At 29.5% G+C, this 24427-nt stretch carries 28 protein-coding genes and 1 tRNA gene; 23 read left to right on the top strand and 6 right to left on the bottom strand.

Translation table 11 applies throughout. The features are described 5' to 3' along the window. Positions 1 to 12: 12 nt before the first annotated feature. From ACMC9J_RS00865 to ACMC9J_RS00855, 3 genes are all read left to right on the top strand, one after another. Positions 13 to 969, top strand: a complete 957-nt coding sequence (locus ACMC9J_RS00865) for a DUF6270 domain-containing protein (protein ID WP_427003368.1) — start codon at positions 13 to 15, stop codon at positions 967 to 969. Positions 970 to 1113: 144 nt separating this feature from the next. Next, the gene (locus tag ACMC9J_RS00860; RefSeq protein WP_011954622.1) at positions 1114 to 1719 is read left to right on the top strand and encodes a methyltransferase domain-containing protein; all 606 of its coding nucleotides are present in this window, start codon (positions 1114 to 1116) and stop codon (positions 1717 to 1719) included. A 14-nt stretch (positions 1720 to 1733) separates the two neighbouring features. Beyond that, positions 1734 to 2546 carry a DapH/DapD/GlmU-related protein gene (locus ACMC9J_RS00855; protein ID WP_427003367.1) on the top strand — a complete coding sequence of 271 codons (813 nt, stop codon included), beginning with the start codon at positions 1734 to 1736 and terminating at the stop codon, positions 2544 to 2546. Positions 2547 to 2563: 17 nt separating this feature from the next. On the opposite strand, the gene ACMC9J_RS00850 is transcribed toward ACMC9J_RS00855, so the two are convergent. After that, complete coding sequence (locus ACMC9J_RS00850; protein ID WP_019264446.1) at positions 2564 to 3052, bottom strand: hypothetical protein; 489 nt, start codon at positions 3050 to 3052, stop codon at positions 2564 to 2566. A gap of 161 nt (positions 3053 to 3213) precedes the next feature. Between ACMC9J_RS00850 and ACMC9J_RS00845 the strand changes: the two genes are divergently transcribed. From ACMC9J_RS00845 to ACMC9J_RS00820, 6 genes are all read left to right on the top strand, one after another. Further along, positions 3214 to 5781 carry a bifunctional glycosyltransferase/CDP-glycerol:glycerophosphate glycerophosphotransferase gene (locus ACMC9J_RS00845; protein WP_427003366.1) on the top strand — a complete coding sequence of 856 codons (2568 nt, stop codon included), beginning with the start codon at positions 3214 to 3216 and terminating at the stop codon, positions 5779 to 5781. Between the two features lie 107 nt (positions 5782 to 5888). Further along, positions 5889 to 5972, top strand: a tRNA-Leu gene (locus tag ACMC9J_RS00840). Between the two features lie 31 nt (positions 5973 to 6003). Further along, positions 6004 to 6309, top strand: a complete 306-nt coding sequence (locus ACMC9J_RS00835; RefSeq protein WP_427003365.1) for a DUF167 family protein — start codon at positions 6004 to 6006, stop codon at positions 6307 to 6309. A gap of 75 nt (positions 6310 to 6384) precedes the next feature. Beyond that, on the top strand, positions 6385 to 7236 hold the full coding sequence (galU, locus tag ACMC9J_RS00830; RefSeq protein WP_019264444.1) for a UTP--glucose-1-phosphate uridylyltransferase GalU: 852 nt from the start codon (positions 6385 to 6387) through the stop codon (positions 7234 to 7236). A gap of 116 nt (positions 7237 to 7352) precedes the next feature. Further along, the gene (locus ACMC9J_RS00825; protein WP_019264443.1) at positions 7353 to 7553 is read left to right on the top strand and encodes a hypothetical protein; all 201 of its coding nucleotides are present in this window, start codon (positions 7353 to 7355) and stop codon (positions 7551 to 7553) included. A gap of 13 nt (positions 7554 to 7566) precedes the next feature. Further along, a complete protein-coding gene (locus ACMC9J_RS00820; RefSeq protein WP_256468691.1) occupies positions 7567 to 7695 on the top strand; it encodes a hypothetical protein in 129 nt (42 codons plus the stop codon). Here ACMC9J_RS00820 and ACMC9J_RS00815 read toward each other — a convergent pair. From ACMC9J_RS00815 to ACMC9J_RS00805, 3 genes are read right to left on the bottom strand one after another with little or no spacing between them, the layout of a single operon-like run. After that, positions 7678 to 8808 (bottom strand): TIGR04083 family peptide-modifying radical SAM enzyme, encoded by a 1131-nt coding sequence (locus ACMC9J_RS00815; RefSeq protein ID WP_427003364.1) that lies wholly within the window; start codon positions 8806 to 8808, stop codon positions 7678 to 7680. The two genes, ACMC9J_RS00820 and ACMC9J_RS00815, sit on opposite strands and share 18 nt — an antisense overlap. 1 nt (position 8809) lies before the next feature. After that, positions 8810 to 9019, bottom strand: coding sequence for a TIGR04165 family Cys-rich peptide (locus ACMC9J_RS00810; protein ID WP_019264441.1), 210 nt, complete (start codon positions 9017 to 9019; stop codon positions 8810 to 8812). A 24-nt stretch (positions 9020 to 9043) separates the two neighbouring features. Further along, a complete protein-coding gene (locus ACMC9J_RS00805) occupies positions 9044 to 10258 on the bottom strand; it encodes an aldo/keto reductase (protein ID WP_019268226.1) in 1215 nt (404 codons plus the stop codon). 50 nt (positions 10259 to 10308) lie between these two features. Here ACMC9J_RS00805 and ACMC9J_RS00800 point away from each other — a divergent pair, with 50 nt between their 5' ends. The 5 genes from ACMC9J_RS00800 (at position 10309) to ACMC9J_RS00780 (ending at position 16429) form a co-directional block, all read left to right on the top strand. Beyond that, positions 10309 to 11613: a UDP-glucose dehydrogenase family protein gene (locus ACMC9J_RS00800; RefSeq protein ID WP_094516552.1), complete on the top strand. Its 1305-nt coding sequence runs from the start codon at positions 10309 to 10311 to the stop codon at positions 11611 to 11613. 196 nt (positions 11614 to 11809) lie between these two features. Next, positions 11810 to 13837 (top strand): heavy metal translocating P-type ATPase, encoded by a 2028-nt coding sequence (locus ACMC9J_RS00795; RefSeq protein ID WP_019268487.1) that lies wholly within the window; start codon positions 11810 to 11812, stop codon positions 13835 to 13837. 184 nt (positions 13838 to 14021) lie between these two features. Next, positions 14022 to 14924, top strand: a complete 903-nt coding sequence (locus ACMC9J_RS00790; RefSeq protein WP_019264437.1) for a CBS domain-containing protein — start codon at positions 14022 to 14024, stop codon at positions 14922 to 14924. 22 nt (positions 14925 to 14946) lie between these two features. Next, a complete protein-coding gene (locus tag ACMC9J_RS00785; protein WP_427003363.1) occupies positions 14947 to 15861 on the top strand; it encodes a deoxyhypusine synthase in 915 nt (304 codons plus the stop codon). A 22-nt stretch (positions 15862 to 15883) separates the two neighbouring features. Then, complete coding sequence (locus tag ACMC9J_RS00780) at positions 15884 to 16429, top strand: hypothetical protein (RefSeq protein ID WP_019267074.1); 546 nt, start codon at positions 15884 to 15886, stop codon at positions 16427 to 16429. Positions 16430 to 16438: 9 nt separating this feature from the next. Here the strand turns inward: ACMC9J_RS00780 and pyrF are convergent, their stop codons facing one another. Further along, entirely contained in the window at positions 16439 to 17080 is a 642-nt protein-coding gene (pyrF, locus tag ACMC9J_RS00775) for an orotidine-5'-phosphate decarboxylase (RefSeq protein ID WP_304170696.1), read from the bottom strand. A gap of 311 nt (positions 17081 to 17391) precedes the next feature. Here pyrF and ACMC9J_RS00770 point away from each other — a divergent pair, with 311 nt between their 5' ends. The 9 genes from ACMC9J_RS00770 (at position 17392) to ACMC9J_RS00730 (ending at position 23503) form a co-directional block, all read left to right on the top strand. Next, the gene (locus tag ACMC9J_RS00770; RefSeq protein ID WP_019264433.1) at positions 17392 to 18057 is read left to right on the top strand and encodes an energy-coupling factor ABC transporter permease; all 666 of its coding nucleotides are present in this window, start codon (positions 17392 to 17394) and stop codon (positions 18055 to 18057) included. Positions 18058 to 18066: 9 nt separating this feature from the next. Beyond that, a complete protein-coding gene (locus tag ACMC9J_RS00765; protein ID WP_019264432.1) occupies positions 18067 to 18357 on the top strand; it encodes an energy-coupling factor ABC transporter substrate-binding protein in 291 nt (96 codons plus the stop codon). 33 nt (positions 18358 to 18390) lie between these two features. After that, positions 18391 to 19083, top strand: coding sequence for a cobalt ECF transporter T component CbiQ (cbiQ, locus tag ACMC9J_RS00760; protein ID WP_094516549.1), 693 nt, complete (start codon positions 18391 to 18393; stop codon positions 19081 to 19083). A 6-nt stretch (positions 19084 to 19089) separates the two neighbouring features. Next, on the top strand, positions 19090 to 19926 hold the full coding sequence (locus ACMC9J_RS00755; RefSeq protein ID WP_427003362.1) for an ATP-binding cassette domain-containing protein: 837 nt from the start codon (positions 19090 to 19092) through the stop codon (positions 19924 to 19926). A 48-nt stretch (positions 19927 to 19974) separates the two neighbouring features. Next, positions 19975 to 20433 (top strand): riboflavin synthase, encoded by a 459-nt coding sequence (ribC, locus tag ACMC9J_RS00750; protein WP_019264429.1) that lies wholly within the window; start codon positions 19975 to 19977, stop codon positions 20431 to 20433. Between the two features lie 13 nt (positions 20434 to 20446). Beyond that, a complete protein-coding gene (locus tag ACMC9J_RS00745) occupies positions 20447 to 21169 on the top strand; it encodes a glycosyltransferase family 2 protein (RefSeq protein ID WP_304170837.1) in 723 nt (240 codons plus the stop codon). Positions 21170 to 21182: 13 nt separating this feature from the next. Continuing rightward, positions 21183 to 21530, top strand: coding sequence for a DUF2304 domain-containing protein (locus tag ACMC9J_RS00740; protein ID WP_019264427.1), 348 nt, complete (start codon positions 21183 to 21185; stop codon positions 21528 to 21530). Between the two features lie 120 nt (positions 21531 to 21650). Then, positions 21651 to 22310 carry a (Fe-S)-binding protein gene (locus ACMC9J_RS00735; RefSeq protein WP_019267076.1) on the top strand — a complete coding sequence of 220 codons (660 nt, stop codon included), beginning with the start codon at positions 21651 to 21653 and terminating at the stop codon, positions 22308 to 22310. Continuing rightward, on the top strand, positions 22310 to 23503 hold the full coding sequence (locus ACMC9J_RS00730; protein ID WP_019264425.1) for an LUD domain-containing protein: 1194 nt from the start codon (positions 22310 to 22312) through the stop codon (positions 23501 to 23503). Before ACMC9J_RS00735 ends, ACMC9J_RS00730 begins: the two co-directional genes overlap by 1 nt. On the opposite strand, the gene ACMC9J_RS00725 is transcribed toward ACMC9J_RS00730, so the two are convergent. Further along, positions 23500 to 24411: a glycosyltransferase family 2 protein gene (locus tag ACMC9J_RS00725; RefSeq protein WP_427003361.1), complete on the bottom strand. Its 912-nt coding sequence runs from the start codon at positions 24409 to 24411 to the stop codon at positions 23500 to 23502. The genes ACMC9J_RS00730 and ACMC9J_RS00725 overlap by 4 nt on opposite strands. Positions 24412 to 24427 lie beyond the last annotated feature (16 nt).

The raw sequence follows: 24427 nt of genomic DNA, 5'->3' as shown, positions 1-24427 counted from the left end.
GGAGGTTTCTTTTTGGTTTTTACAGTTGGTGTTTTTGGATCATGTGTGTCAAGGGATTTATTTAATTCACAAATTGTTCCAAATTATAAAACTTTTTTTCAAATAATTTCTTATTCACAAAGAACATCTATCATTAGTTTGATGCAAAATAACATAAAATTTGATGAAAAAGACATAATATTTGAAAATAATTACAATGATTCTATTAGGTATGATTTAAGTAAATGTTGGCTTTCCGAAATAGCAAATAATCCTCCAGATTATATTATTATGGATGTTATTTATGAATTGATTTTTGGAATTTTAATTTTAGATGATGGAAATATTATTACAAATAATTATTGGGATTTACCAAAAACTAAGTTTTATGAAACTATCAAAGACAAATCAACTGCATTGACAATAATTGAGGATTCAAAAACTTATTTCAAATTATATGAAGAAAGTATAGATTTATTTTTTAATTTTTTAAAAAATAATTGTCAATCTTCAAAGATTATTTTGAATTCTGCAAGATATGCAACAAAAATATTAAAAAAAGACAAGACAATTGTTGATGAAAGTGGAAATAGTTATTTGTTAAATGTTAATAGTTATATTGAAGATTTGGAGTTATACATAGAAAATAATTATGATGTTGAAATTATGTATTTTGGTAGAGATTATTTAGCTGATGAATCTCATATTTGGGGTTCTGGTAGAACACATTATGAAAAGTCTTATTATTCAGATAAATTTAATCAGCTTAAACATATTGTTGAATTTGATAATATTTCAAAAAATTATCAATTTTTGACAGATAAGAATTTAAATTATGAAAAAGAAATTGAGCAGTTACTTTTCCAACAGAAAATTTTAAAAGAAAAATTAATTAAAATACGTGATCAAAAAAAGTTTTATTGTAAAAATAATGGTGTTTTAAGAAAAGAAAATATGTTTTTAAAGAAAAAATTAGGAGAAAACTTATAATTTTAATAATTTTTTTAAATGTAATTAAATAATGTTTTTATAGCTAAAAAACAAAATAATTGTAATGGATATAATTTATATCAAAGGTCGAATAAAATTGGTATAATTTAGTCTTAATTTTAGAGAGAATTAATTGGTGATAACATGCATAAGTCTAGTCATGATAAAATGAGTTGGTTTAAAAATACTTATCTTAATGATAATGATTTTTTAGATATATTGGATGTTGGTTCTTTAGATACAAGTGGTACTAATTATAATTATAAATCTATTTTTAATAGTTCTAATTGGACTTATCAGGGTTTAGATTTTGAAAAAGGGGCTAATGTGGATATTGTTGTTGATGATATTTACAATTGGTATGAAGTTGAAGACAATAGCTATGATGTTGTTGTTTCAGGTCAATTTTTTGAACATTTAGGTTTCTTCTGGCTTACAATGGCTGAAATTGACAGAGTTTTAAGGCCTGGTGGTTTTTGCTGTATTATTGCTCCTAGTGGAGGACCTAAACATGGTGATGCAGATACTGACTGCTATCGTTTTTATGAAGATGGTATGAGTGCATTAGCTAAATATGTTGATTTTGAAGTTATTCATGTTTCTACAAATGCTGATGCTAAACCTTGGTGTGATACATGTCTTGTTGCTAAAAAAACAGGTTCTTTAGTAAATAGCGGAGATAATTTAGAAAGAAGAATGAATAATCTTGAAAATAAATTAGATGCGATTCTAAATTCAATTAAAAAATAATTATTGTGGTTTTTATGGAGTCAGTTAGTAATATTGATCAAATCGGGAATTTAAAGCAAAATAATTTTATTGGTAGACCAGAATTTGTTAATTCCAATGTTACTTTTAGAGGTAAAGGTAATTTATTTTATTGTGAACGTGAGGTTAAGTTAGTTAATGCAAATATACGTTTTGAAGGTAATAATTCGTTAGTTTATTTATCTTCCACTCCTAATTCACAATATCCTTTGAATTTACAGGTTTATCATGATTCAGTTGTCTTTTTTGGTCGTGATAATAATATGACTGCTCCTTTAAACATCAATGTTCAGGAACATCAGAATTTAGTTATTGGTGATGATTGTAATATTGGTAGTGGTGCAAATATTAGAACTTCTTTTGCTTATCCGATATATTTATCCAAAACTAAAGAAAGGATTAATTTTCCGGGTTCTGTTCTTATTGGGGATCATGTGTGGTTAGGTCATTTGGCTTATATATCTTCAGGAGTTGTTTTAGGTTCTGGTTCTATTGTAGATAATAATGCATTTGTCCCTCCTAACTGTAAAGGATTGTCTAATTCTTTTTTGAGCGGTAATCCTGTACAAATTATTCAAGAAAATGTTTTTTTTACTAAAGATTATTTAGGTGCTTTCAGTGAATCAGAGTCTGAAAGTGTTAATAGTTATGTAAGTGATGTTTTTATTTATAATGTCATTCCAAATGAATCACTTTACTTTCCTAAAATTGACGAAACATTAAAATGTTTGAATGTTGATGATTCTCTGGATTTTATTCAGAAATTATTTGTCCAAAATAAAAGAAAAAATAGATTTGCAATAAAATAAGGATTTGAAGGTTATTTTTAACCTATATATCCTTGATTTGCAGGTCTTAGGCTTGTAATAATTTCAGCAGCTATTTTTGAAGAATAATCATTTTTATTATCATAGTTCAGTATCCACATACGATAATTTGTATTATCTTTTTCAAAGAATAATTGTGTTGAATTAGTATAATTTGTTTCACGATAGGTTACATATACATTAATATCATCTATTTTTTGAGTTTCATTGCCTACTGTAAAATTATCTTTTAGAGCTTTTTGGAAATAGGTTTTAATTGAAACATTGTCATTTAAATGAGTTATATTTATAGTTATATTGTTACTTTTATCGTAGAGGCTTATTGTATTTTTACTTTCATTAGTAATATTGAAATTGTCAGGCAAATCAAACTTGGCACCTTCGAATTCTATTTTGTTTGAATTAAAATCAAAACCATTGTAATTGTATAAATTGACCTCTACCATTAATAAAATCAGTATAATTAATAATAAATATAGTTTTTTCATAATTCTCACCATCAAAAGCTTTATTATCTTTGGTAGATATATTATTATATTAATGGTTATATCTGATATATTTTTGGGATTATTTTTTAAAATAGTGGGGGGCTATAAAAATTCATGATAAATTTTTATTTTCTGTTATAATTGCAGCACATAACTCTGATTTGTATTTAAAAAAAGCATTTGATTCTGTTATTAGTCAAAGTTTGGATTTTGAAAAAAATATTCAAATTATTGTAGTTAATGATGGAAGTACGGATAATACAGAAGAAATGTGTTTGAAATATAGGGTTAGATATCCTCAAAATATTAAGTATATATCAACTAAAGATTGTTTTGGCCCAGCACATGCTAGAAATCAGGGATTAAAAGAAGCACAAGGAAAATATATTAATTTTTTAGACAGTGATGATTATATAAGCCGTAATACATTTAAAGATGTTTATAATTTCTTTGAAAAACATTATTCAGAAATTGATGTTGTTTCAATTCCAATATATTATTTTGGATCACAAAAAGGTAATCACCCTTTAAATTTTAAATTTAAAAAAACAGAAGTTGTTGATTTATTGAAACAACCGGAATTTATTCAATTATCTGGACCTTCTTCATTTTTTAAAGCAGAAGCTATTGAAAATATTAAATTTAATGATAAATTACAAACTGCTGAAGATGCATTTTTTGTTAATCAGGTTCTTTTAAATAAACTAAAATTAGGGCTTGTTAAAAGCGGATCTTATTTTTATAGAAAATTTGAAGCTAAAAATTCTCTTCTTGATTATTCAAGTAAAACTAAAGAATATTATATTTCTAGAATTAAACAGTTTCATTTTAAATTAATTGAATGTTCTAAAAGAGATTATGGTGAAGTTTTAAAGTTTATTCAATATGTATTGATGTATGATTTGCAATGGCTTTTCAAAATTAAAAAAATTGACCATATTTTAAGTTATGATGAAATTTATGAACTTTACATCAATCTGATTTTTATTTTGCAAAATATTGATGATGATGTGATATATAATCAAAAAAATATTCAAAATCAGCTTAAAACACATATATTCTTTTTAAAATATTTAGGTAATGATTATTTAGCTAATTGTGATTGTAAATATAGAAAACAAGTTTATAATGATATTCTTGATAAGTTATCATTAAATCAGGTTTTTATTGATATTTTTGAGATACAAAATGATGTTATTTATGTTTCAGGATTTATTACTACATTTTTCAATAAAAAAGGTAAGGTTTTTGCCTTTGTTAATGATAAGATTTTTGAAACTAAAGAGTTGAAATATCCACAAAGAGATAGGTTTTCTCTAAATTTTGAATATGCTTACAATAATGATTTTGAGCTTTTTATTCCAATTACTTCAAAAAATCTTAAAATCCAATTTAAAACGGATGTTAATGATTTTAAAGATCTTGAAATAAAATTTAATAGGCCTTGCAGACTTTCAAATACTTCTAAATATTCACTTTCAAAAAATCACATTGCTAAGGTTAAAGGAAGTGTAATAACTGTCAAACCAAAAAATTGGGTAAGAATATTGAAAAATGAGATTTCAACTATTTACACAATGTTGCGTGAAACTAATCAGGGCTGGAGAACTGGTGTGATATTTAGAATTGTTTATTTTATTTTATATCCGTTTTTATCATCTAGAAGAATTTGGATTTTTATGGATTTACCTTATTTGGCTGATGATAATGGTATTAATCTTTTTAAATATGCTGTTGGTATAAATGATGGTATTGAAAAGGTTTTTGTTTTAAATAAAGATAATTTTGCATTTGATGAAGTTTCTCAAATTGGAAAAACCATTGAATACGGTTCTATTAAACATAGGATATATGCTTTATTTGCAGAAAAGGTCATATCCTCCCATCCGGATAATGGTTTAGTATATCCATTTTGGGGCAATTATCCTTTTTTATCAGGTCTTGTTAAATTTAGGCTTGTATTTTTACAGCATGGTATTACAAAGGATAATATTTCAATGTGGCTTAATAAAGCGGATAAAAACATTTCATTAATTGTAACTGCATCAAAACTGGAATTGAAATCATTTTTTAAGTACCCTTATAACTATCATAAAGATGTTCCTCAGTTATTGGGGTTTCCCAGATATGATGCTCTTGAAAAAAAGGAAGATTATAAAGAAATTGTAATTATGCCTTCCTGGAGGAGGCATTTCCATCATTCAACTAAAGAAAAAATATTAAAATCAAATTACTTCAAAATATACAATACTTTAATTAATGATTCTCGTTTAATTGATTTTTGTAAAGAACATGGTTATAAATTGATTTTTAAACCACATCCAAATGTTTACAGATTCATTGAATTATTTGAAACTAATGATTATGTAACAATTGATTCAACTTCCAATAGTTATAATAATATTTTCACACATGCTTCTTTAGTAATAACAGATTATTCTTCAATAGCTTTTGATTTTGCTTATTTAAAAAAGCCAGTTATTTATTATCATTATGCTCAGGATTATCATTTTGATATTGAAGAGAGCTATTTTGATTATAAAACAATGGGTTTTGGAGAAGTTGTTGATAATCATGAAGAATTAATTGATTTGATAATGGAATATATTGAAAATGAATGTGAAATGAAAAATCAGTATATTAAAAGAGTCGATGATTTCTTTGAGTTTAATGATAAAAATAATTGTAAAAGAGTCTATGAGGCTATTAAAAAGATGGATTATGAGTAACTGGATAATGAAATTAAAAAATCAGTTTTTACTGTTTATATTAAAATCGTTAACTTTATATACTTTAAAAAACACATTTTTTAATAACTACTTTTGTTATGTGTGATGCGGGGGTGGTCGAGTGGTCAAAGGCGATAGGTTGAGGGCCTATTGGGTTAGTCCCTTCGCGGGTTCAAGTCCCGTCTCCCGCACTTTAATTAATAAACTATTTTTCTGATTATTATGTCTAATAAATACTTAAATGCAATTTCTTCATTAGATAATAATGTTTTTATAGATATTGAGGTTTCTCCAAATTCCAATAAATTTCAAATTTCAGGATTTAACGAATGGAGAAACAGATTTGAAATACGTATTAAGCAAGCTCCTCAAAAAGGCAAGGCCAATAAGGAAATTGTAAAAGAATTATCTAAAATATTTAATTGTGATGTTAGTATTTCAAAAGGTGAGAAATCTTCTCAAAAAACAATTGTCTGTTATAATGTCAGTATTGATTGTATATTGGAAAAATTAAGTGAAATTTTATAAATGTAAAAAATAATTAACTATTTAACCAATTAAAACATAAGTTAGTATTAATTAAATTAAGAGGGTGATAATTAGATGAAAGCAGTAATTCCGGCAGCTGGTTTTGGGACTAGGTTTTTGCCAGCTACTAAAGCACAACCTAAAGAAATGTTGCCTGTTTTTGATAAACCTACTATTCAGTATGTTATTGAGGAAGCTGTAGCTTCAGGTATTGATGATATTTTAATTGTAACTGGTAAAAATAAACGTTCTATTGAAGATCATTTTGATAAATCATTTGAATTGGAGTATACTTTAAAGCAGGCTGGTAAGACTAAATATTTAAAACAGGTTCAGGATATCACTGATTTGGCTGATATTTGTTATATTCGTCAAAAAGAGCAAAAAGGATTAGGTGATGCAATTTATTGCGCCAAAAAACATGTAGGAGATGAACCTTTTGCAGTAATGCTTGGAGATACAATAACAAAAGGAAAAACTCCATGTACAAAACAGTTAATAGATATTTACAACAAATATGAAGCATCAGCTATTTCTCTTGAAAAGGTACCTCAGGAAAAAGTGGAAAGATACGGTATAATTAAAGGAGAAGAAATAGAAACAGATGTTTATCAGATTGATGAACTTGTTGAAAAACCACCAGTTGATCAGGCACCGTCTAACTTAGCTATTATGGGAAGATATGTACTCACTCCAGACATTTTCGATAAAATCAAAGAAACCGGAGCTGGAGTTGGAGGAGAAATTCAGCTTACTGATGCACTGGCTAAATTAGATAAAATTTATGGAAATACCTTTGAAGGAAAAACCTATGATATAGGAAATCGTTTAGAATGGTTAAAAACATCTATAGAATTTGCAATGGATGATGAAGAATCTAAAAACGATTTAATCAGTTATATGAAAGATATTATAGCTTCAAATTAAATATTTCCCATAACTTCTTTTTTTTTAAACTTAATTTTACCACAACATTTATATATTTTTGTGTATAAATTATGCTTTATATGTAAATATAATATATTTAGTATGAGTTGATTTATATGCTTAAAAAAATGGATAAAATGGGTTATGGTGAAGATATGAATTATCAGATAGTGAATGCTATCAAAAAAATGAAGAGTCATAATGATAAATTATTTTATGAACAGTTATATCTCAGAAAAGATCCAGTAAAATACAATGAATTTAAGGATTGGTGTATTGAAAGAGGATATTTGAAAGATTTGTATAAAAAAGAGTAATGAATGTCTTGAAGTGGCTACAGATTGTAGCCAGTTGAAAATGCCTGCACCTGATGGTAAATTAAGATTAGCTATCGAACAGTTACTTTGTATTGGTTATAGGGAATTAGAAATAAGAAAAATATTAGGGTTTCATCATTAAATCCATAATGCTGAAAGCTTCATTTTCTTTTTTAACACTTGGTCCGTTTAATCCGCCTAATGCATTTTTTGCAAATTCTTTGTTAAGTCTTTTAGAAACTTCACCAAAAATCATTTTATAAGCTACACATTGTGGATCAACAGCTTTTGGAGTTTTACTGGCTACAATGGCATTATATGGACATCCGCCTTCACAATATTTGACATATCTGCATTTAGCACAGTTTTCATCAACATATTCTCTAAACTCCTGAAGTTTTGTCCATGCATCAGACTCTTTTAGCTTATCAAAACTTGGATTTTCTTTGACATTGCCTAAAATATACTCATCCATTCCTACAAATCTGTAGCATGGATAAATTGAACCATCTGCACCAACAGCTAATGTTGTACCTATACAATCTGCAAAGGTACATAATGTTCCTCTTCTTCTGAATGTACTTTTAGCAATATGATCCAAATCCATTACACTGAATTTATCTAAATCGTAAAGATACTTATCCAGCCAATCAATTAAAAGTTTTCCATGTTCTTCCTGATCAAGAGCCCATGGATCAGCATTATCTCCACGTAGTGACGGAAGTGCTGCATGTATTTTTAAATTCATCCCATTTGATTTGAAAAAGTCATATAACTCATCACTATAGTCTTTAGAATATTGAGTTACTGTTAAAACAAAGTTAATGTTTAATCCTTTTTCTTTTGCTCTTTCATATCTGGACATGGTTTTTTCAAAATAACCTTCTGCTCTTTGATAATCATTAATTTCTTCAGGTCCGTCAATACTGGTACTTACAACAACATTGTACTTTAAAAATAAATCAATTAACTCATCTGAAAGTAACCAAATATTACTTTGAAGGGAAAAGCCTTCCACATTATCTATTTTGGATAATTTTTCTAAAGCTTGTGCATAGAAATCATAGCCTGCAAGAAGGGGTTCTCCTCCATGGAATGTAAAATGAACTTTATCATCTCTAAAATCCTTTAACCAGGTGATAATATCATCAATTACACTAATGTCCATTATTTCTTTTGTTGATTCGGAACCCCAACAGTATTTGCAGTTACATTGGCAACCTAAAGTAGGGATTATCATTACATGAAAAGTCATTTTATCCGTAGTATTTATTTAATTCTTTTAAAAGTTCTTTTTTCTCATCTTCATCCATACTGTCATTTACAAAGAAAATATATCCGCAATCTTCACATTTTACAGTGTCTAACTCTGCATGTGCTCTGTGATTGTCTAACATTTTTCTATGTATATGTTTATCTTTTGAACCGCATTTTGGGCATGGAGCCAATATTTCTTCGAGTTTCATATTTATCACTTTTTATTTTATTATTTAAAAAAATTTCTGATATATTTTCATACCGATAGTTTTTACAAATAACACTTTAAATCCAAAGAAATGACCTTCAAATTCTTTTTTAACTTTGTCAAGTTCTTTGGGAATATCCAGGTGTTGAGGACATTTTCTTAAACATTTTCCGCATCCGTTACATAAACCGGCATTTGATTTGTTTATCATAATCCCTCCTACAGTCAAATAATAGTCGATTAAGCTTTGATTTAAAAGGCCTTTCTGATTAAACAAATATTTTTCATTATATATTTTCATACATTCAGGAATATTTACTCCCTTGGGGCATGGCAGGCAATATCCGCAGCTTGTACAGTTAATCTGAAGCAGTTCCTTTAATGCTCTTTTTGCATAATCAATTGTTTCCAATTCTTCCAGAGTCATGGAATGAGGTTCAGCACGGTTTCCGACAGCTATATTTTCATCAATTTGAGATAATGTATTCATTCCTGAAAATACACAGGTTATTTCAGGATGATTTAAAATCCAGGATAAGCTCCACTCAGCATTTGTTTTAGAGGGGTTAGCTTTTTTGAATATGTCTTCAACTTCAGCAGGCATTTTTCCAGCTAAAATTCCACCTTTTAAAGGTTCCATTACAAAAATTCCCATTCCTTTTGATGCTGCATGGTGAATGCCTTCAATATCTGCCTGTACATTATTATCAAAGTAGTTGTACTGAATCATTACCATATCCCAGTCATATGCATCAAGCAATAATGGAAATTCTTCAGTAGTGCCGTGATATGAAAAACCGACATATTTTATTTTTCCCTCCTGCTTTGCTTTTGACAGGAATTTTAAAACATCTTTTTTAAGTAAACGGTTCATAGCTTTTAAATCAACATTGTGGAGGAAGTAATAGTCAATGCAATCAGTTTGCAGTCTTTCCAGCTGTTCATTTAATATTTTTTCCATATCTTCGTATTTTTTAATGTTTATTGCAGGTAATTTTGTAGAAATTTTAACTTTATTTCTGTATTCTCCTTTTAGAGCTTTTCCAAGGACTTTTTCACTTTCTCCATTATTATAGATTGCTGCAGTATCAATAATGTTTATTCCATTGTCTATTGCATGGTGTATTAACTTTTCAGATTCTGCATAGTTGATTTTACCGTTTTTTGAAGGTAATCTCATAGCTCCGAGTCCTATTGGTGAGAGTTTTTCCCCGGTTTTTTTGATAATCCTCTTTTCCATAATTAATTATTAATAAACTTTAAATTATTTAAATGATATATATAAATTGTATGAAACTGACAATTATTGGAACCGGCTATGTAGGTCTTGTTACCGGAACCTGTTTTGCAGAAATGGGAAATAATGTTTACTGTGTTGATAATAATCTGGAAAAAATAGCTAATTTAAAAAATAATATATTGCCGATTTATGAACCTAATTTAGCATCATTAGTTAAATCTAATCAGGAAAAAGGAGATTTGATTTTTACTGGTGATTTAAAAGAGGCTTTAGACAGTTCCAATGTTATTTTTATAGCTGTTGGAACTCCTGAAAAAGAGGACGGCAGTGTTAACTTAGATTATGTTTATAATGTAGCTTTAGAAATAGCTGAAGTTATTAGTCATGATTCATTAATTGTTATTAAATCCACTGTTCCTGTAGGTACTGCTTTTAAGGTTAAGGAGTTAATTGAATCTAATTTGGATAAAGACATTAAAATTGACATAGCCAGCAATCCTGAATTTTTAAAGGAAGGTGTAGCTATTGATGATTGCATGCATCCTGACCGTGTTATTATTGGAGCTCAAAATGATGAAGTTTTTGATACTTTAAAAGAGTTATATTCATCATTTATTGTTAATAGTGACAGATTTGTTTTAATGGATGTTAAAAGTGCTGAAATGAGCAAATATGTTGCTAATGCTCTTCTCGCCACTAAAATATCTTTCATGAATGAAATAGCTAATATCTGCGAGAAAGTTGGTGCAAATGTTAAGAATGTTCGTTTAGGTATTGGCAGCGATAAAAGAATTGGTTATGACTTTATTTATGCAGGATGCGGTTATGGTGGAAGCTGTTTTCCTAAAGATGTAAAAGGATTAATTAACACTGCTGCTGATAATGGTTATGAACCTAAGATTTTGGCTAATGTTGATGAGGTCAATGAAAATCAAAAGCTTGTTTTAGTAAACAAGATTGTTGACAGGTTTGGAGAGGATTTATCCGGTCTTACTTTTGCTATTTGGGGGCTTTCCTTTAAACCTCAAACTGATGATGTAAGGTGTGCACCTTCTTTAGTAATAGCTTCTGAAATTATTGAAAGAGGCGGAAAAATACAGGCATATGATCCGAAAGCTACTGATAATTTCCAACAGAACTTTGATTCTGAAAATATTGTTTATGAAAACTCCAAATATGATGTTTTAAATGATGCTGATGCTCTTGTTTTAATTACTGAGTGGAAAGAATTCAGAGCTCTTGATTTAGATGAATTAGCTAAAAGATTAAATCAGAAGATTATTTTTGACGGCCGGAATATTTATTCACCTAAAATTAGAAAAGCTGGTTTTGAGTTATATCAGATCGGCTGCTGAAACAATTTTGAAAACTTTTATTAATATTGTTGTCCATAACTAATAAGTAATACTGAGTATTTAAATAAAATCCAAAAAAGTAATACTTTTCTATTTTTTTAAATTATTTTTTCATGAAAAGTAATTCTTCATTGAAGGTTAGTAATACTCAATATATAAATAAAACTAAAAAAAGTAATACTTCAGGTGAGAAAACATGTTAATAAAAATAATGGATATCCTTGCAGGACTTAAAATGACAATAGTTTCAGGTGTTTTTCTTTTATGTGCTATTATTTGTATGGTATCTGGAATTGAAAGTCCTATAGATCCGGCATGGGGAGCTGTAATAATTAGCGGAATCCCTTTATTTTATCTGGCTTTAGATAGGTTAATATTTGAAAAATGGGTTTCATCAGCATTATTAATTACAATAGCTATGATAGCTTCACTGGCTATTGGAGAAATATTTGCAGCTGCAGAAGTAGCATGGATAATGGCACTGGGAGCACTTCTTGAAGACTGGACAGTTGAGAGAGCTAAAAAAGGTTTAAAAAACTTAATAGAACTTACTCCTCAAACAGGCAGATTAATTTATGAGAAAAACGGAAAAAAACAGGAAAAAATAATTTCAGTTGATGAAATTAAAATTGATGATGTTTTAAGAGTACTTCCTGGTGAAAAAATTCCGGTTGATGGAGTAGTAATTGATGGAGACAGTTCTATTGACCAATCTGTAATAACTGGTGAATCTCTGCCTGTTGATAAATCAGATGGTGATGAAGTTTTCTGCGGTACTTTAAATATGTATGGTGTACTTGATATTAAAACAACAAGTTTAGGTGAAAATTCATCACTTCAAAAATTAATTGATTTAGTAAAACAGGCTGATGAAAAGCAGGCACCAACTCAAAGAATAGCTGATAAATGGGCAACATGGCTGGTTCCGGTTGCTTTAATAATAGCCGCAGCAGCATGGGTTGCTACAGGAAATATTGAAAGAGGAGTTACAGTTTTAGTCGTATTTTGTCCATGTGCTTTAATATTAGCTACACCAACTGCAGTTATGGCAGCTATTGGCCAGGCTACAAAACATGGAATACTGATTAAATCAGGTGAAGCTCTGGAAAATTTAGGAGAATTAAGTACTATAACTTTTGACAAAACAGGAACATTAACTTATGGTGATTTAAAAGTATCTGATATAATTCCAACAGGTGATTTTACTGAAAATGAAGTTTTAGCTATTGCTTCGGCTGTGGAAAATTTAAGTGAACATCCATTAGCTAAAGCTATTGCAGATAAAGCCAATGATGAACATATTGCAGTTGAAAAAGTAAGTAATTTTAAAATGTATCCAGGCAGAGGAGTTTTTGGAATAAATTCAAAAGGAAAAATTTATGCAGGTAATTTAAATTACATTAAAGAAAACTTTGAAATTTCAGATAAAACTAACACCTATTTGGATAATTTAAACAGTGAAGGTAAAGCAATTATCATTGTAGGATTAAATAATCAGGTTATTGGAATAATTGCATTATCAGATAGTATTCGTGAAGACTCACAGTCTGTGGTTGAAAATTTACATGAGTTAGGTGTTAAAACAGTTCTTTTAACTGGGGATAATGTTAAAACAGCTAATTACTTTGCAAAACAGGTAGGAATTTCAGAAGTTCATGGAAATTTACTGCCTAATGAAAAGCTTCAGTGGGTTGAAAAATTTAAAAAATCAGGAAATAAAGTTTGTATGGTTGGTGATGGTGTTAATGATGCTCCCGCACTTAAGACAGCTAATGTAAGTGTAGCTATGGGTTCAATTGGTAGTGATATAGCTATTGATGCAGCAGATATTGCACTTTTAGGTGATGATATAGAAAAAATACCCTATCTTAAAAGGTTATCTAATTCTACATTATTTACAATTAAGTTTAATATAGCTTTATCAATGATGATTAATGCTATTGCTATTATCTGTTCTGTATTGGGACTGTTAAATCCAGTAACTGGAGCTATTGTTCATAATGCAGGGTCATGTTTAGTTGTTTTAAATGCAGCATTATTATATGACAGAAACTTTGATAAAAATAGGATTCATAGTCACTACCATTATCATGATGACGGTAAACATTTACATTCTCATGAAAATGTAGAAATACTTGGTGAAATTCATACATCTGAAGGTGTTAAACATATTCATTCTCACAGACATTCTTTAAAATTAAAATCTCATTGTTCAAAATTATGACTTTTTAATTTTTGTTTTTCACCTTTTATTTTTTTATTTAACTGTTATTTTAAAATTATTTCATTTTTAAATTATATTTTTTGAATGGTTTTTAATTTTGGATTTGTTATGATAAATCATTATATTTATAAACATTATTTTACAGATATAATATTAATTTTTATAATAATATTTAGGTGTTTTCATGTTAACCTCAGTACAAAAAGAAATTTTACAAACATTGATTAATTTGTACCAATCTGCTAATGGTAAATCTATTAAGGGGGAAGACATTGCTGAAATTATGAGTAGAAATCCGGGAACAATTCGTAATCAGATGCAGTCTCTTAGAAGTTTAGGTTTAGTTAAAGGAGTACCGGGACCTCGTGGTGGTTATAAACCTACTGTTGAAGCATATCATTCTTTAAACATTTCAGTTACTGATAAGGATTTTAATGTACCTATTTATAAAGGTGGGGAAAAATTAAAAGATATTTCAGTTGCTAAAATTGAATTTACCAGTATTCCGCAGCCTGGTGAATGTGAGGCAGCTATTAAAGTTTTAGGAAACATTAAGGATTTAAATTTAGGAGATACTATCAGAATAGGTCCTACACCAGTTAATAATTTAGGAGTAATGGGCAAAATTGTAGGCAGGGATGATATGGACAATATTTTACTTGTAGATACTACTACAATCAGAAGCATTCCTAAAAATACTGTAGGTGATATAGCTAGTCGCAATGTTGTATCTTTAAAAGTCAATTCTACTTTAAAAGAAGCTGCAAAAGTTTTTGCTTTTAATGATATTAAAGGAGCTCCTGTAATGAAAGATGGTAAAGCAATAGGAGTATTTACTGTAACTGACTTTGTTCGAGCAATAGCTGATGATAAAGAGGATTTGCTTGTTGGAGATTTGATGACTACAAATATTGTAATTGTTAATGAAGACATGAGAATAGCTAATGCTATTGAAATAATGCTTAAAAAAGCAATTAGTAGGGTGCTTATTGCTGATAAAGATAATAATTTACTTGGAATTGTTACAAGAACAGATTTAATTAATTCTATAACTAATTTAAGTCAATTTCCTATTATTACCCAATAATTATTTTTTTACAAGTGATTTAATGAAAGTAAATCAAATAGATATTTCCAAAGATATGAAAGTAAGTGATTTAATAGCTCAATTTGAAGCATCTGATGTTTTAGGTGCTGGCAGAGTTGCAAGAGCTACTGATATTCTAGCTAATATGATTAAAGATGAAGATACAAATGTGTTTATGAGCCTTGGAGGTCCATTAATTCCAGGTGGAATGAGAAATATTGTTTCTCAAATGATAAGGGAAGGTTATGTAGATTTGATTGTATCAAGTGGAGCTAATCTTACTCATGATTTACTTGAAGCATTTGGTGGTGCTCATTACAGAGATGAAGGAAAAGATGATGAGGAACTTAATGCTGAAGGAATTGGTAGGATAGCTGATATTAATGTAGGATCTAATGATTTTGAAGTCTTTGAAAAAGAAATAATTAAATTATTTGAAATAATATCTGCTAAAAAACCGGTAATATCTATTCAGGAATTGATTTATGAAATTGGAATGTTAATTGATGATGAAAATTCTTTTATAGCTACTGCAGCTAGAAACAATGTTCCGATTTTTGCTCCGGGTATTATTGATTGTATGATTGGTCTGCAGCTATGGATTTTTTCACAGGACCATGATTTTACAATAAGTGCTGCAGGAGACATGCCTTATTTATCAGATATTGTATTTGGCAGCAAAAAAGTAGGTGGAATCTTACTTGGAGGGGGCCTTACAAAACACTATACTTTAGCTTCAAACATTTTAAATGGTGGTCTTGATTGTGCAATTCAAATAACAATGGATAGGCCGGAAGCAGGTAGTTTAGGTGGAGCTCCACTAGAAGAAGCTAAATCCTGGTCAAAAGCAAAATGCGGATCTAATTTAGCTACTGTTGTTGGAGATGTTACAATTATATTTCCATTAATCTATGCAGCAGCATTAGATAAAATTTAATTTTCTTTTTTGGTGATTTTAAGTGAGTTATGTTATTTTAGCTGTTTTATTTTTCTTAAGCGGATTTTTCATGAAACTGTCAGATGATGCCTGTGATATAGGTGATGATAAGTCATTAGCTATTGCACTGGGCATATTATGTGCAATAACTTCTGCATTTGCAACAGTATCAAGTGCATCTGCAGCATGTATATTTATTGGAATTTTAATTGGTAATCTCCTTGCCCTAAAAGTAGACGGGTTTCATCATATTATAACTTTAATACTCTTTGTGCTGATTTCACTGATTATGGGTATTCCTGAGCTAAATTTAGTTATTTTATTGATATGTATATTTTCAGCACTTTTAGATGAAGTAGGTCATGAATTAATAAGTAAATTAACTGAAAATAAATTTTTAAATTGTTTTTTTGAGTATAGATTTGCAATGAAAGTAGCAATATTTTTACTGGCTCTTTGCGGCATATTTAATATATGGTTCTTTGTACTGTTTATATTATTTGAGTTTGCATACTTGATTGCAGGTTCAATATCTGAAAATGGTTTATTTAAAAAAAGTAGAATTTAAAAAGGATTTTTAATCCTTTATTATTTTTTCACAAGCTAGTGCAGGATTATCAGATTCATAAATGCTTCTCCCAACGATAATTGCACTTGCAAATTCAAGAGTTTTTTTAGCATCTCCTCCCTGTTTTCCAACACCTGGAGAAATAATACAGGCATCATCACCTGCAATGTCTCTTATTTTACTTAATCTGTCTAATCGGGTAGCCGGTGCAACATAATTGGTAATTCCCATGTCGACTCCCATTTTAGCTATGGCTTCAGCATCTTTCTGTAAAAACATTTTGGCTCCGGGATGTGACATTTCAGTAAGTAAAAATATTTCTTTTCCATGGTCATTTGCACTGTCCAGACAGGCCCGAACACTGTCGGATCCTACAAAACCATGGCAGATTATTGCATCTGCTCCAGCATCAAATGTTAAATCGCAGATTTTGGAATTGGTAGCATCAATATCAGCAACTTTATAATCGCAGATAATATTTGCATTAAATTCATCTTTTATAATTTTAATGATTTTTAATCCTTCAGCTAATGTTAACGGATATCCTATTTTTATTGTGTTGATATAAGGTTTTACCTGTTTACATATTTCAAGTGCTTTGTCTTTATTGGTTACATCAAGTGCTAATATTAAGTTATTTTTAATATTCATTTGGAATCGCCTTTATTGATTTATAGTTACTTTATATTTATTGTCTTTTAATGGTTATATAAATTAGGAATTGTTTTTTGCAGTACATAACTTTATTAATACTTTTTATACAATTTTTGTGTAGTTTAAATTTTATTTTTAAGTTTATTATATTTTTTTTATTTTTTTTATTAAATTTTTATATTTAGTTCATCTATTCAGGCAAAGTTTATATATTATAATATTAAAATAGAGTAATACCAATTTGATTTTTTATTGAATTGGATAGAGAGTATGAGTATGTTTTTGGCTTATTTTGGAGGAATATAAGTATGCATATTATGGAAGGTTTTTTACCTGCAGAATGGTGTGCTGTTTGGTTTATTATATCAATACCAATAGTACTCTATGGTGTATATCAGATAAAGAAGATTACAGAAACTACTCCCGAATCTAAAGCTTTAATTGCTGTAAGCGGAGCGTTTATGTTTATTTTATCTTCATTGAAATTACCTTCTGTTACTGGAAGTTGTTCACATCCGACCGGTAATGGATTTGGTGCAGTATTATTTGGACCTGCAGTTACTGCAGTGTTAGCTTCAATAGTTTTAATTTTTCAAGCATTATTACTTGCACATGGTGGAATTACAACTTTAGGAGCAAATATATTTTCAATGGGTATTGTAGGCCCATTTGTAGCATGGATTGTTTATAAATCTTTAATAAAATCTGATGTTTCATCAACTATTGCAGTTTTCTTTGCAGCATTTTTAGGAGATTTATTGACTTATGTAGCTACATCATTCCAGTTAGCTCTTGCTTTCCCACTTCCTACTTTTGGAGCAGCATTATACAAATTTTTAATAATATTTGCTGTTACTCAAATACCGTTGGCAATTGGTGAAGGTATTTTGACTGTGATTATTTGGGATAGATTGAAAGTATATAAACCAAAATTGTTGAAAAAACTTGATGTATTAAGTGCTAAGGAAAATTAGGTGATTATTATGAAAAAATCAACATTAATTATTTTATTAGCAGTTGTAATTATTTTGTTTATTGCACCATTAGTAATGTATAATGGATATGGTGAAGACGAAGGCTACTTTGGTGGAGCTGACGGTCAGGCTGGAGAAGCTATTGAAGAAACCGGTTATGAACCATGGTTTTCTTCTATCTGGGAACCTCCAAGTGGTGAAATTGAAAGTTTGCTTTTTGCACTTCAGGCAGCTATCGGGGCATTGATAATCGGATATGCATTTGGTTATTGGAAAGGTCAGTCTAAAAAAGAGGATTAATTTCCTCATTTTTTATTTTTTTTAGTGATTTTTATGAAATTTGACATGGACTACATTGCTCATCATAATAGATTAACTTTAATGAATTCCTATTATAAAATAGCTATTGCTATTGGATTAATGATAATTACATTATTTTTAGATAATCTATACTTTGATGTTATTATATTTGCTTTAATGTTAATTTTAATAGTGGGAGTAGCCAGAATCTCATTTAAATCATATTTGAAGTTCATTTCTATTCCAGCAGTATTTACAATAATAACCTGTGTATTCTTATTGTTTTTCTTTGGAACAGGAAATATTGTTTGGGACAGCCATTTTTATGGAATTGCAATAAGAAAAGATGCCGTTAATCTGGCAATTTATACCTTTTTTAGAATTTTCGCATGTTTTTCATGTTTAGGATTTTTAGGTTTAACTACTCCAATAGCCGAGGTTTTACATTCCTTGGAAGTTATAAAAGTACCTAAAATAGTAATAGAAATTGCATTGCTTATGTATAATACAATTTTCATATTTTTAAATGAACTTGATGTAATGAAAAAAGCACAGGAAACAAGATTAGGTTATAATGGATATAAAACTTCATTTAAATCTGTAGCAATGCTGGGAAGCAATATATTTTTAAGATCTATGGATAAAGCAGAATCATTACAACATTCTCTGGATTCCAGAGGATATGATGGTGAAATTCCAATTTACAAACCTCAAAATAGAAGGTGATTATTAGTGTTAGAAGCAAGGAATATTAGTTATTCTTATGATAATGATTCACAAGCTCTAAAAAATGTGAGCTTAAAAATAGATGATGGTGAAATGGTAGCAATACTTGGTAAAAACGGAGCAGGCAAATCAACATTATTCCTACATTTCAATGGAATTTACGAACCTGATGATGGTGAAATTTTAATTGATGGTGAAAAATTAAAGTATAACAAAAAAGCATTACTTAAATGCAGACAAAAAGTAGGAATAGTTTTTCAAAATCCGGATAATCAAATATTTGCTCCAAGTGTAGAGGAAGACGTGGCATTTGGACCGCTGAATTTAAAATTACCTATGGATGAAGTTCAGCATAGAGTAGAAGAAGCTTTAAAAAGAGTAGGAATGGAAGGATTTGAGAAAAAAGCACCACATCATTTAAGCGGCGGGCAGAAAAAAAGAATAGCCATTGCAGGAATATTGGCTATGAAACCTGAAATAATGATTTTAGATGAACCTACTGCAGGTTTGGATCCTCAGGGAGCATTAAAAATCATGAATTTATTATCTGAGCTTAACAAAGAAGGAATTACAATTGTAATTTCAACACATGATGTTGATTTGATTTCCCAGTATGTAAATAAAATATTTGTTATGGCTGACGGTGAAATTATAGGTGACGGAACTCCTAATGAAATATTTTCCAATGAAGATTTAATTAAAAAAGCTAATCTGAAGCTTCCAATAATATCTGAACTTTTTAAAGTACTGAATATTAAAAATAAAGTAAGTATTAAAAATAATGATTATCCTTTGACAATTAATGAAGCAGTAGATAAAATTTCAGAACTGATAAAAAATTAATAAAAAGTTATATATTAAAAATAACAGATTTTAGCTTAAGGTGAACTTATGAGGATTGGAATTTGTGATACAACTTTTGCTCGTTTTGATATGGGAGCTGCAGCTATTGATGAATTAAAGAATAATGCTACAGATTTAACTATTATTCGCCAGACAGTTCCTGGAGTTAAAGATTTGCCTGTTACAGCTAAAATTCTAATTGAAGAGGAAAATTGTGACATTGTAATGGCACTTGGAATGCCGGGACCTATGGAAAAAGATAAAGTATGTGCTCATGAAGCATCTACAGGTCTTATTAATGCACAATTGATGACTAATAAACATATTTTGGAAGTATTTGTCCATGAAGATGAAGAGGATAATCCTGAAGACCTTAAGGTATTGGCTGAAAACAGAGCACGTGAACATGCACAAAATCTTATTAAAATGATGTATCATCCAAAAGCTATGAGAAAAGAAGCCGGAACTGGAGTCCGTGAAGGAAAGCCTAATGTAGGACCATTATAAAAAGTGTATTTATATGACTGTTGAAAATGAATTTAAAGTATCGATGGAAGACAGAAAACAGACTTATGTTATTATTCCAGCTTATAATGAAGAAACAAGAGTCAGACCGGTAATTGAAGCTATAGCTGATATGGGGTTTAAGATAATTCTGGTTAATGACGGATCAACTGACGGTACTTTAGATATTCTAAAGGATGTTCAAAGGAAATATCCTGAAAATATTTTTATTTATTCTCATGTTATTAATCGTGGTGTCGGATTAGCTATGCAGACAGGTTTTGAAGCTGTTTTAAAACATAATCCGAAATATATTGTAAATATTGATGCTGACGGGCAACACTCTGTAGATGATTTGGAAAGTGTCCTTGAACCGTTAATTACAGGTAGGGCTGAAGCGGTTATTGGTGTACGTTCTTTAAAAGATATGCCTACATCTAAAAATTTTGGAAATTCTGTAATGAATATATTGACACATATTTTTTATGGTGTTGAGGTTTCTGACTCTCAGACAGGATTTAGGGCATTAACTAAAAGTGCATTAAATAAAATATCTATTAATGCTCAGGGTTATTTAATTTCTTCAGAATTTATACGAGAAATCAATGATAATAATATTCCTTTTGAAGAAGTGACAATTGAGACTATTTACACTCCTGAAACACAGGCAAAAGGAACCAATTACAAAGTCGGAATTAAAATATTGTTTACAATGATTAGACATAAATTATTCGATTAAAAAGGTGATTTTAATGTTTTTTTATTCTTTAGTATTTCCTATAATTGCAGTATTGGCTATTTTATGGTTTGTTGTACGTGTTAGAAATGGAAAAAATACAATTAGTACATTAGTGCTGTGGATTATATTATGGGTTTTCTTAGTGCTCTTTGCACTGGCTCCGGATGTCAGTATGGTCTTTGCTAATTTATTTGGAATAACAAGGGGACTTGATTTTATTTTTATTGTAGTATTTGCTGTAATGGCTTATATTATATTCAAATTATATTACAAGTTGGATAAATTGGAAAATGACATCAACAAAATGGTTAAAGAAATCGCATTGGATAATGAAATTTCATTATCTGATGATGAAGATTAATCAGCTTATTTTTTTTATTTTAACTTTATTTAATTCTTATTTTTCTAAAAAAATACTTTCAGATTAGCTTTTAAAATCCATCATATATATTTAGTAATAACATCATAAGTAATAATTACAATGTTATATTTTAGAGGATGTACTGCAAGAGAAAAAGAAACAGGTATTGCTGAGGCTACAGAAAAGCTATTGGGATTGGCTAATGTGGATTATCATATATTGGATGATGAGAAATGTTGCGGTTCAGTTTTACTTCGAACAGGTTTTGAAGATGAGGCTAAAAAGCAAATAGCTAAAAATACTGAAGTTTTTGGTGATGAAACAATACTGACTTCATGTGCGGGATGTTATAAGACTTTACTTCAGGATTATGAAGGGCTGGATGTTATTCATATTTCGGAACTGCTGGCTATTTTAATTGATGAAGGCAGGTTAAAGTTCAATAAAAAAGATCTGGATGTTACATATCATGATTCATGTCATTTGGGAAGGCATTGTAAAGTATTTGATGAACCGAGGGAAGCTATTGAATCAGTAGCTAATTTAATTGAAATGGAAAATATTAAAGAAAATAGTTTATGCTGTGGAGCTGGAGGTGGAGTAAAGTCAGCTTATCCTCAAATTGCATCAGAACTTGCAGAAGCCAGAATCAGTCAGGCTAAGGATACTAATTGTGATATACTGATTACACCATGTCCTTTTTGTAAACTTAATTTAAAAGATTATGGTTTAGAGGTTTTGGATTTAACAGAATTTTTAATTAAATATGGGGGAGAATAATGAAGGAAAGTGAACTTAAAACAATGAGGAAGTCATTTAAAACAGTTAAAGACAGATCTTCCAAAATTAAAAATTCCTCTTCCATTAAACGATTGGAAAAAAGAGTTAAGGAAATTGAAAAAGAGTCAATTGCCCATAAAGAGGAACTGATGGAAGTGGCTGTTGAATCATTTAAGCGAAATGGCATTGATGTTGAATATGCCAAAACCAAGGACGATGCGTTGGATATTATTTATGATTTGTTAGATGATAACGGTTCTAATGTAATCGCTAAAGCCAAATCCAATACTTTAGGTGAAATTGAACTTAAAAGTAATTTGGCTGCTAAAGGTTATGATGTTGTTGAAACTGACTTGGGAGATAGGATTTTACAACTTAAAAAAGAAGATAACAAACCAGTGCATCCAACAGGTCCGGCATCTCATTTAAATGTAGATGAAATAGCCAGTATTGTTAATGAATCCATGAAAACTAATGTGGGAAGGGTTCCCCGTGAAATTATGGAAGTTGTAAGGGCAGATGTATTAAAACGTCTTGAAAATTCAACTGTAGGTATAAGTGGAGCTAATGTTGTAGCGGCTGAAGAGGGATCTATTGTTTTAGTTCATAATGAGGGCAATATTTCATTAGTTTCTCTAAAAGATTTGCATATTATTGTAGCAGGAATTGATAAATTTGTACCTGCTCTGGAAGATGCCATGTCTGTTGCAAAACTTGAAACAGTTTATGCAACTGGAAATTATGTAACTTCATATATTAATGTAATTTCAGGACCGTCAAAAACAGCAGATATTGAGAAAAAACTTCTTAAAAATATGTATGGTGCTGAAAAGGTAGTTGTTATCCTGCTTGACAATGGAAGAAGTGAAGCTAGAGAAGAATGCTTATGGTGTATTGGATGTGGAAACTGTATAGTTAACTGTCCGGTATATAATGCTGTTGGAAACGAATTCGGATTCAACAATTATTTAGGCGGTCGTGGAGTAGCTATGAGTAAATTCATTGAAGATGATGAAAAATGTTTTGAATCAGGATTGTATAAATGTACTTTATGCGGATTATGTACTGTCAATTGTCCCGTATCTATTCCCACAAATGACATAATTGAAAAAATGAGAAAATCTTCACAGCTTCATCCAAAAGCTCATGAAAAAATAAGTAAATCTGTTATAGAAAAAGATTCTCCATATTAATCTTTTTCTTTTATAATATAAATTGGTCTTTTTTTACTTTCCAGATAAATTTTAGCTAAATATTCTCCAATTATTCCTGCAGCAAATAGCTGAATTCCGCTTAAAAACAGAATAATTGAAACAGTTGAAGGCCAACCTTCTACATGCTCTCCAAATAAAAGAGTTTTTATAACAATAACTATAATAGCTAAAAATGCAATGATTGAAAAGAAAATCCCTGTAATGGTAGCTATATGAAGAGGAGCTGTTGTAAAAGAAACAATTCCTTCAATGGAGTATTTGAACAGTTCCCAAAATGACCAGCTACTTTCTCCTTTTTGTCTTTCAATATTTTCATATTCCAGCCATTTTGTTTCAAATCCGACCCATTGGAAAATTCCTTTTGAAAAACGGTTATACTCTTTCAAATCAAGGATTGCATTTACAACTTCTCTTTTCATTAATCTAAAGTCTCTTGCACCGTCAACAAGTTCTATTTTAGTTATTTTATTAGCTATTTTATAGAATAATCTTGCAAAAAATGATCTTATAAAAGGTTCTCCTTTTCTTGTGACTCTGCGTGTTCCTACAATATCATATTCTTTGATATATTCCATCATTTTAGGAATTAAAGATGGGGGGTCTTGCAGATCAGCATCCATTAGTACAACATAATCTTCAGTGGAATAGTCTAATCCGGCATATATTGCAGATTCCTTACCGAAGTTTCTTGAAAATGAGATGTATTTAACATTATCATAGCTGTTTTCAAGTTCTCTGATAACTTCTAAAGTGTTGTCATTTGACCCGTCATTTACAAAAATAACATTCCATTTTATGTTTTTCAGATTATCTGAAACTTCTTTGTAGAATATTTGAAGCATTTCTTCTTCATTATAACATGGAACAACTATGTCTAATGTTTTCATATTAAAGTATTTTTTA

This window comes from Methanobrevibacter intestini, assembly GCF_047402955.1.
GTDB lineage: Archaea > Methanobacteriota > Methanobacteria > Methanobacteriales > Methanobacteriaceae > Methanocatella > Methanocatella intestini.
The sequence above is the reverse complement of the archived record's forward strand: the minus strand, read 5'-3'. Positions and strand labels throughout refer to the sequence as shown.

What these genes read in the sequence shown, in the direction of transcription:
- ACMC9J_RS00860 (WP_011954622.1), top strand. Translation starts at nt 1,114, where the DNA reads ATGCATAAGTCTAGTCATGATAAAATGAGTTGGTTTAAAAATACTTAT.
- ACMC9J_RS00855 (WP_427003367.1), top strand. Translation starts at nt 1,734, where the DNA reads ATGGAGTCAGTTAGTAATATTGATCAAATCGGGAATTTAAAGCAAAAT.
- ACMC9J_RS00850 (WP_019264446.1), bottom strand. Translation starts at nt 3,052, where the DNA reads ATGAAAAAACTATATTTATTATTAATTATACTGATTTTATTAATGGTA.
- ACMC9J_RS00835 (WP_427003365.1), top strand. Translation starts at nt 6,004, where the DNA reads ATGTCTAATAAATACTTAAATGCAATTTCTTCATTAGATAATAATGTT.
- galU (WP_019264444.1), top strand. Translation starts at nt 6,385, where the DNA reads ATGAAAGCAGTAATTCCGGCAGCTGGTTTTGGGACTAGGTTTTTGCCA.
- ACMC9J_RS00825 (WP_019264443.1), top strand. Translation starts at nt 7,353, where the DNA reads ATGCTTAAAAAAATGGATAAAATGGGTTATGGTGAAGATATGAATTAT.
- ACMC9J_RS00815 (WP_427003364.1), bottom strand. Translation starts at nt 8,808, where the DNA reads ATGACTTTTCATGTAATGATAATCCCTACTTTAGGTTGCCAATGTAAC.
- ACMC9J_RS00810 (WP_019264441.1), bottom strand. Translation starts at nt 9,019, where the DNA reads ATGAAACTCGAAGAAATATTGGCTCCATGCCCAAAATGCGGTTCAAAA.
- ACMC9J_RS00805 (WP_019268226.1), bottom strand. Translation starts at nt 10,258, where the DNA reads ATGGAAAAGAGGATTATCAAAAAAACCGGGGAAAAACTCTCACCAATA.
- ACMC9J_RS00800 (WP_094516552.1), top strand. Translation starts at nt 10,309, where the DNA reads ATGAAACTGACAATTATTGGAACCGGCTATGTAGGTCTTGTTACCGGA.
- ACMC9J_RS00795 (WP_019268487.1), top strand. Translation starts at nt 11,810, where the DNA reads ATGTTAATAAAAATAATGGATATCCTTGCAGGACTTAAAATGACAATA.
- ACMC9J_RS00790 (WP_019264437.1), top strand. Translation starts at nt 14,022, where the DNA reads ATGTTAACCTCAGTACAAAAAGAAATTTTACAAACATTGATTAATTTG.
- ACMC9J_RS00785 (WP_427003363.1), top strand. Translation starts at nt 14,947, where the DNA reads ATGAAAGTAAATCAAATAGATATTTCCAAAGATATGAAAGTAAGTGAT.
- pyrF (WP_304170696.1), bottom strand. Translation starts at nt 17,080, where the DNA reads ATGAATATTAAAAATAACTTAATATTAGCACTTGATGTAACCAATAAA.
- ACMC9J_RS00770 (WP_019264433.1), top strand. Translation starts at nt 17,392, where the DNA reads ATGCATATTATGGAAGGTTTTTTACCTGCAGAATGGTGTGCTGTTTGG.
- ACMC9J_RS00765 (WP_019264432.1), top strand. Translation starts at nt 18,067, where the DNA reads ATGAAAAAATCAACATTAATTATTTTATTAGCAGTTGTAATTATTTTG.
- cbiQ (WP_094516549.1), top strand. Translation starts at nt 18,391, where the DNA reads ATGAAATTTGACATGGACTACATTGCTCATCATAATAGATTAACTTTA.
- ribC (WP_019264429.1), top strand. Translation starts at nt 19,975, where the DNA reads ATGAGGATTGGAATTTGTGATACAACTTTTGCTCGTTTTGATATGGGA.
- ACMC9J_RS00745 (WP_304170837.1), top strand. Translation starts at nt 20,447, where the DNA reads ATGACTGTTGAAAATGAATTTAAAGTATCGATGGAAGACAGAAAACAG.
- ACMC9J_RS00740 (WP_019264427.1), top strand. Translation starts at nt 21,183, where the DNA reads ATGTTTTTTTATTCTTTAGTATTTCCTATAATTGCAGTATTGGCTATT.
- ACMC9J_RS00735 (WP_019267076.1), top strand. Translation starts at nt 21,651, where the DNA reads ATGTTATATTTTAGAGGATGTACTGCAAGAGAAAAAGAAACAGGTATT.
- ACMC9J_RS00730 (WP_019264425.1), top strand. Translation starts at nt 22,310, where the DNA reads ATGAAGGAAAGTGAACTTAAAACAATGAGGAAGTCATTTAAAACAGTT.
- ACMC9J_RS00725 (WP_427003361.1), bottom strand. Translation starts at nt 24,411, where the DNA reads ATGAAAACATTAGACATAGTTGTTCCATGTTATAATGAAGAAGAAATG.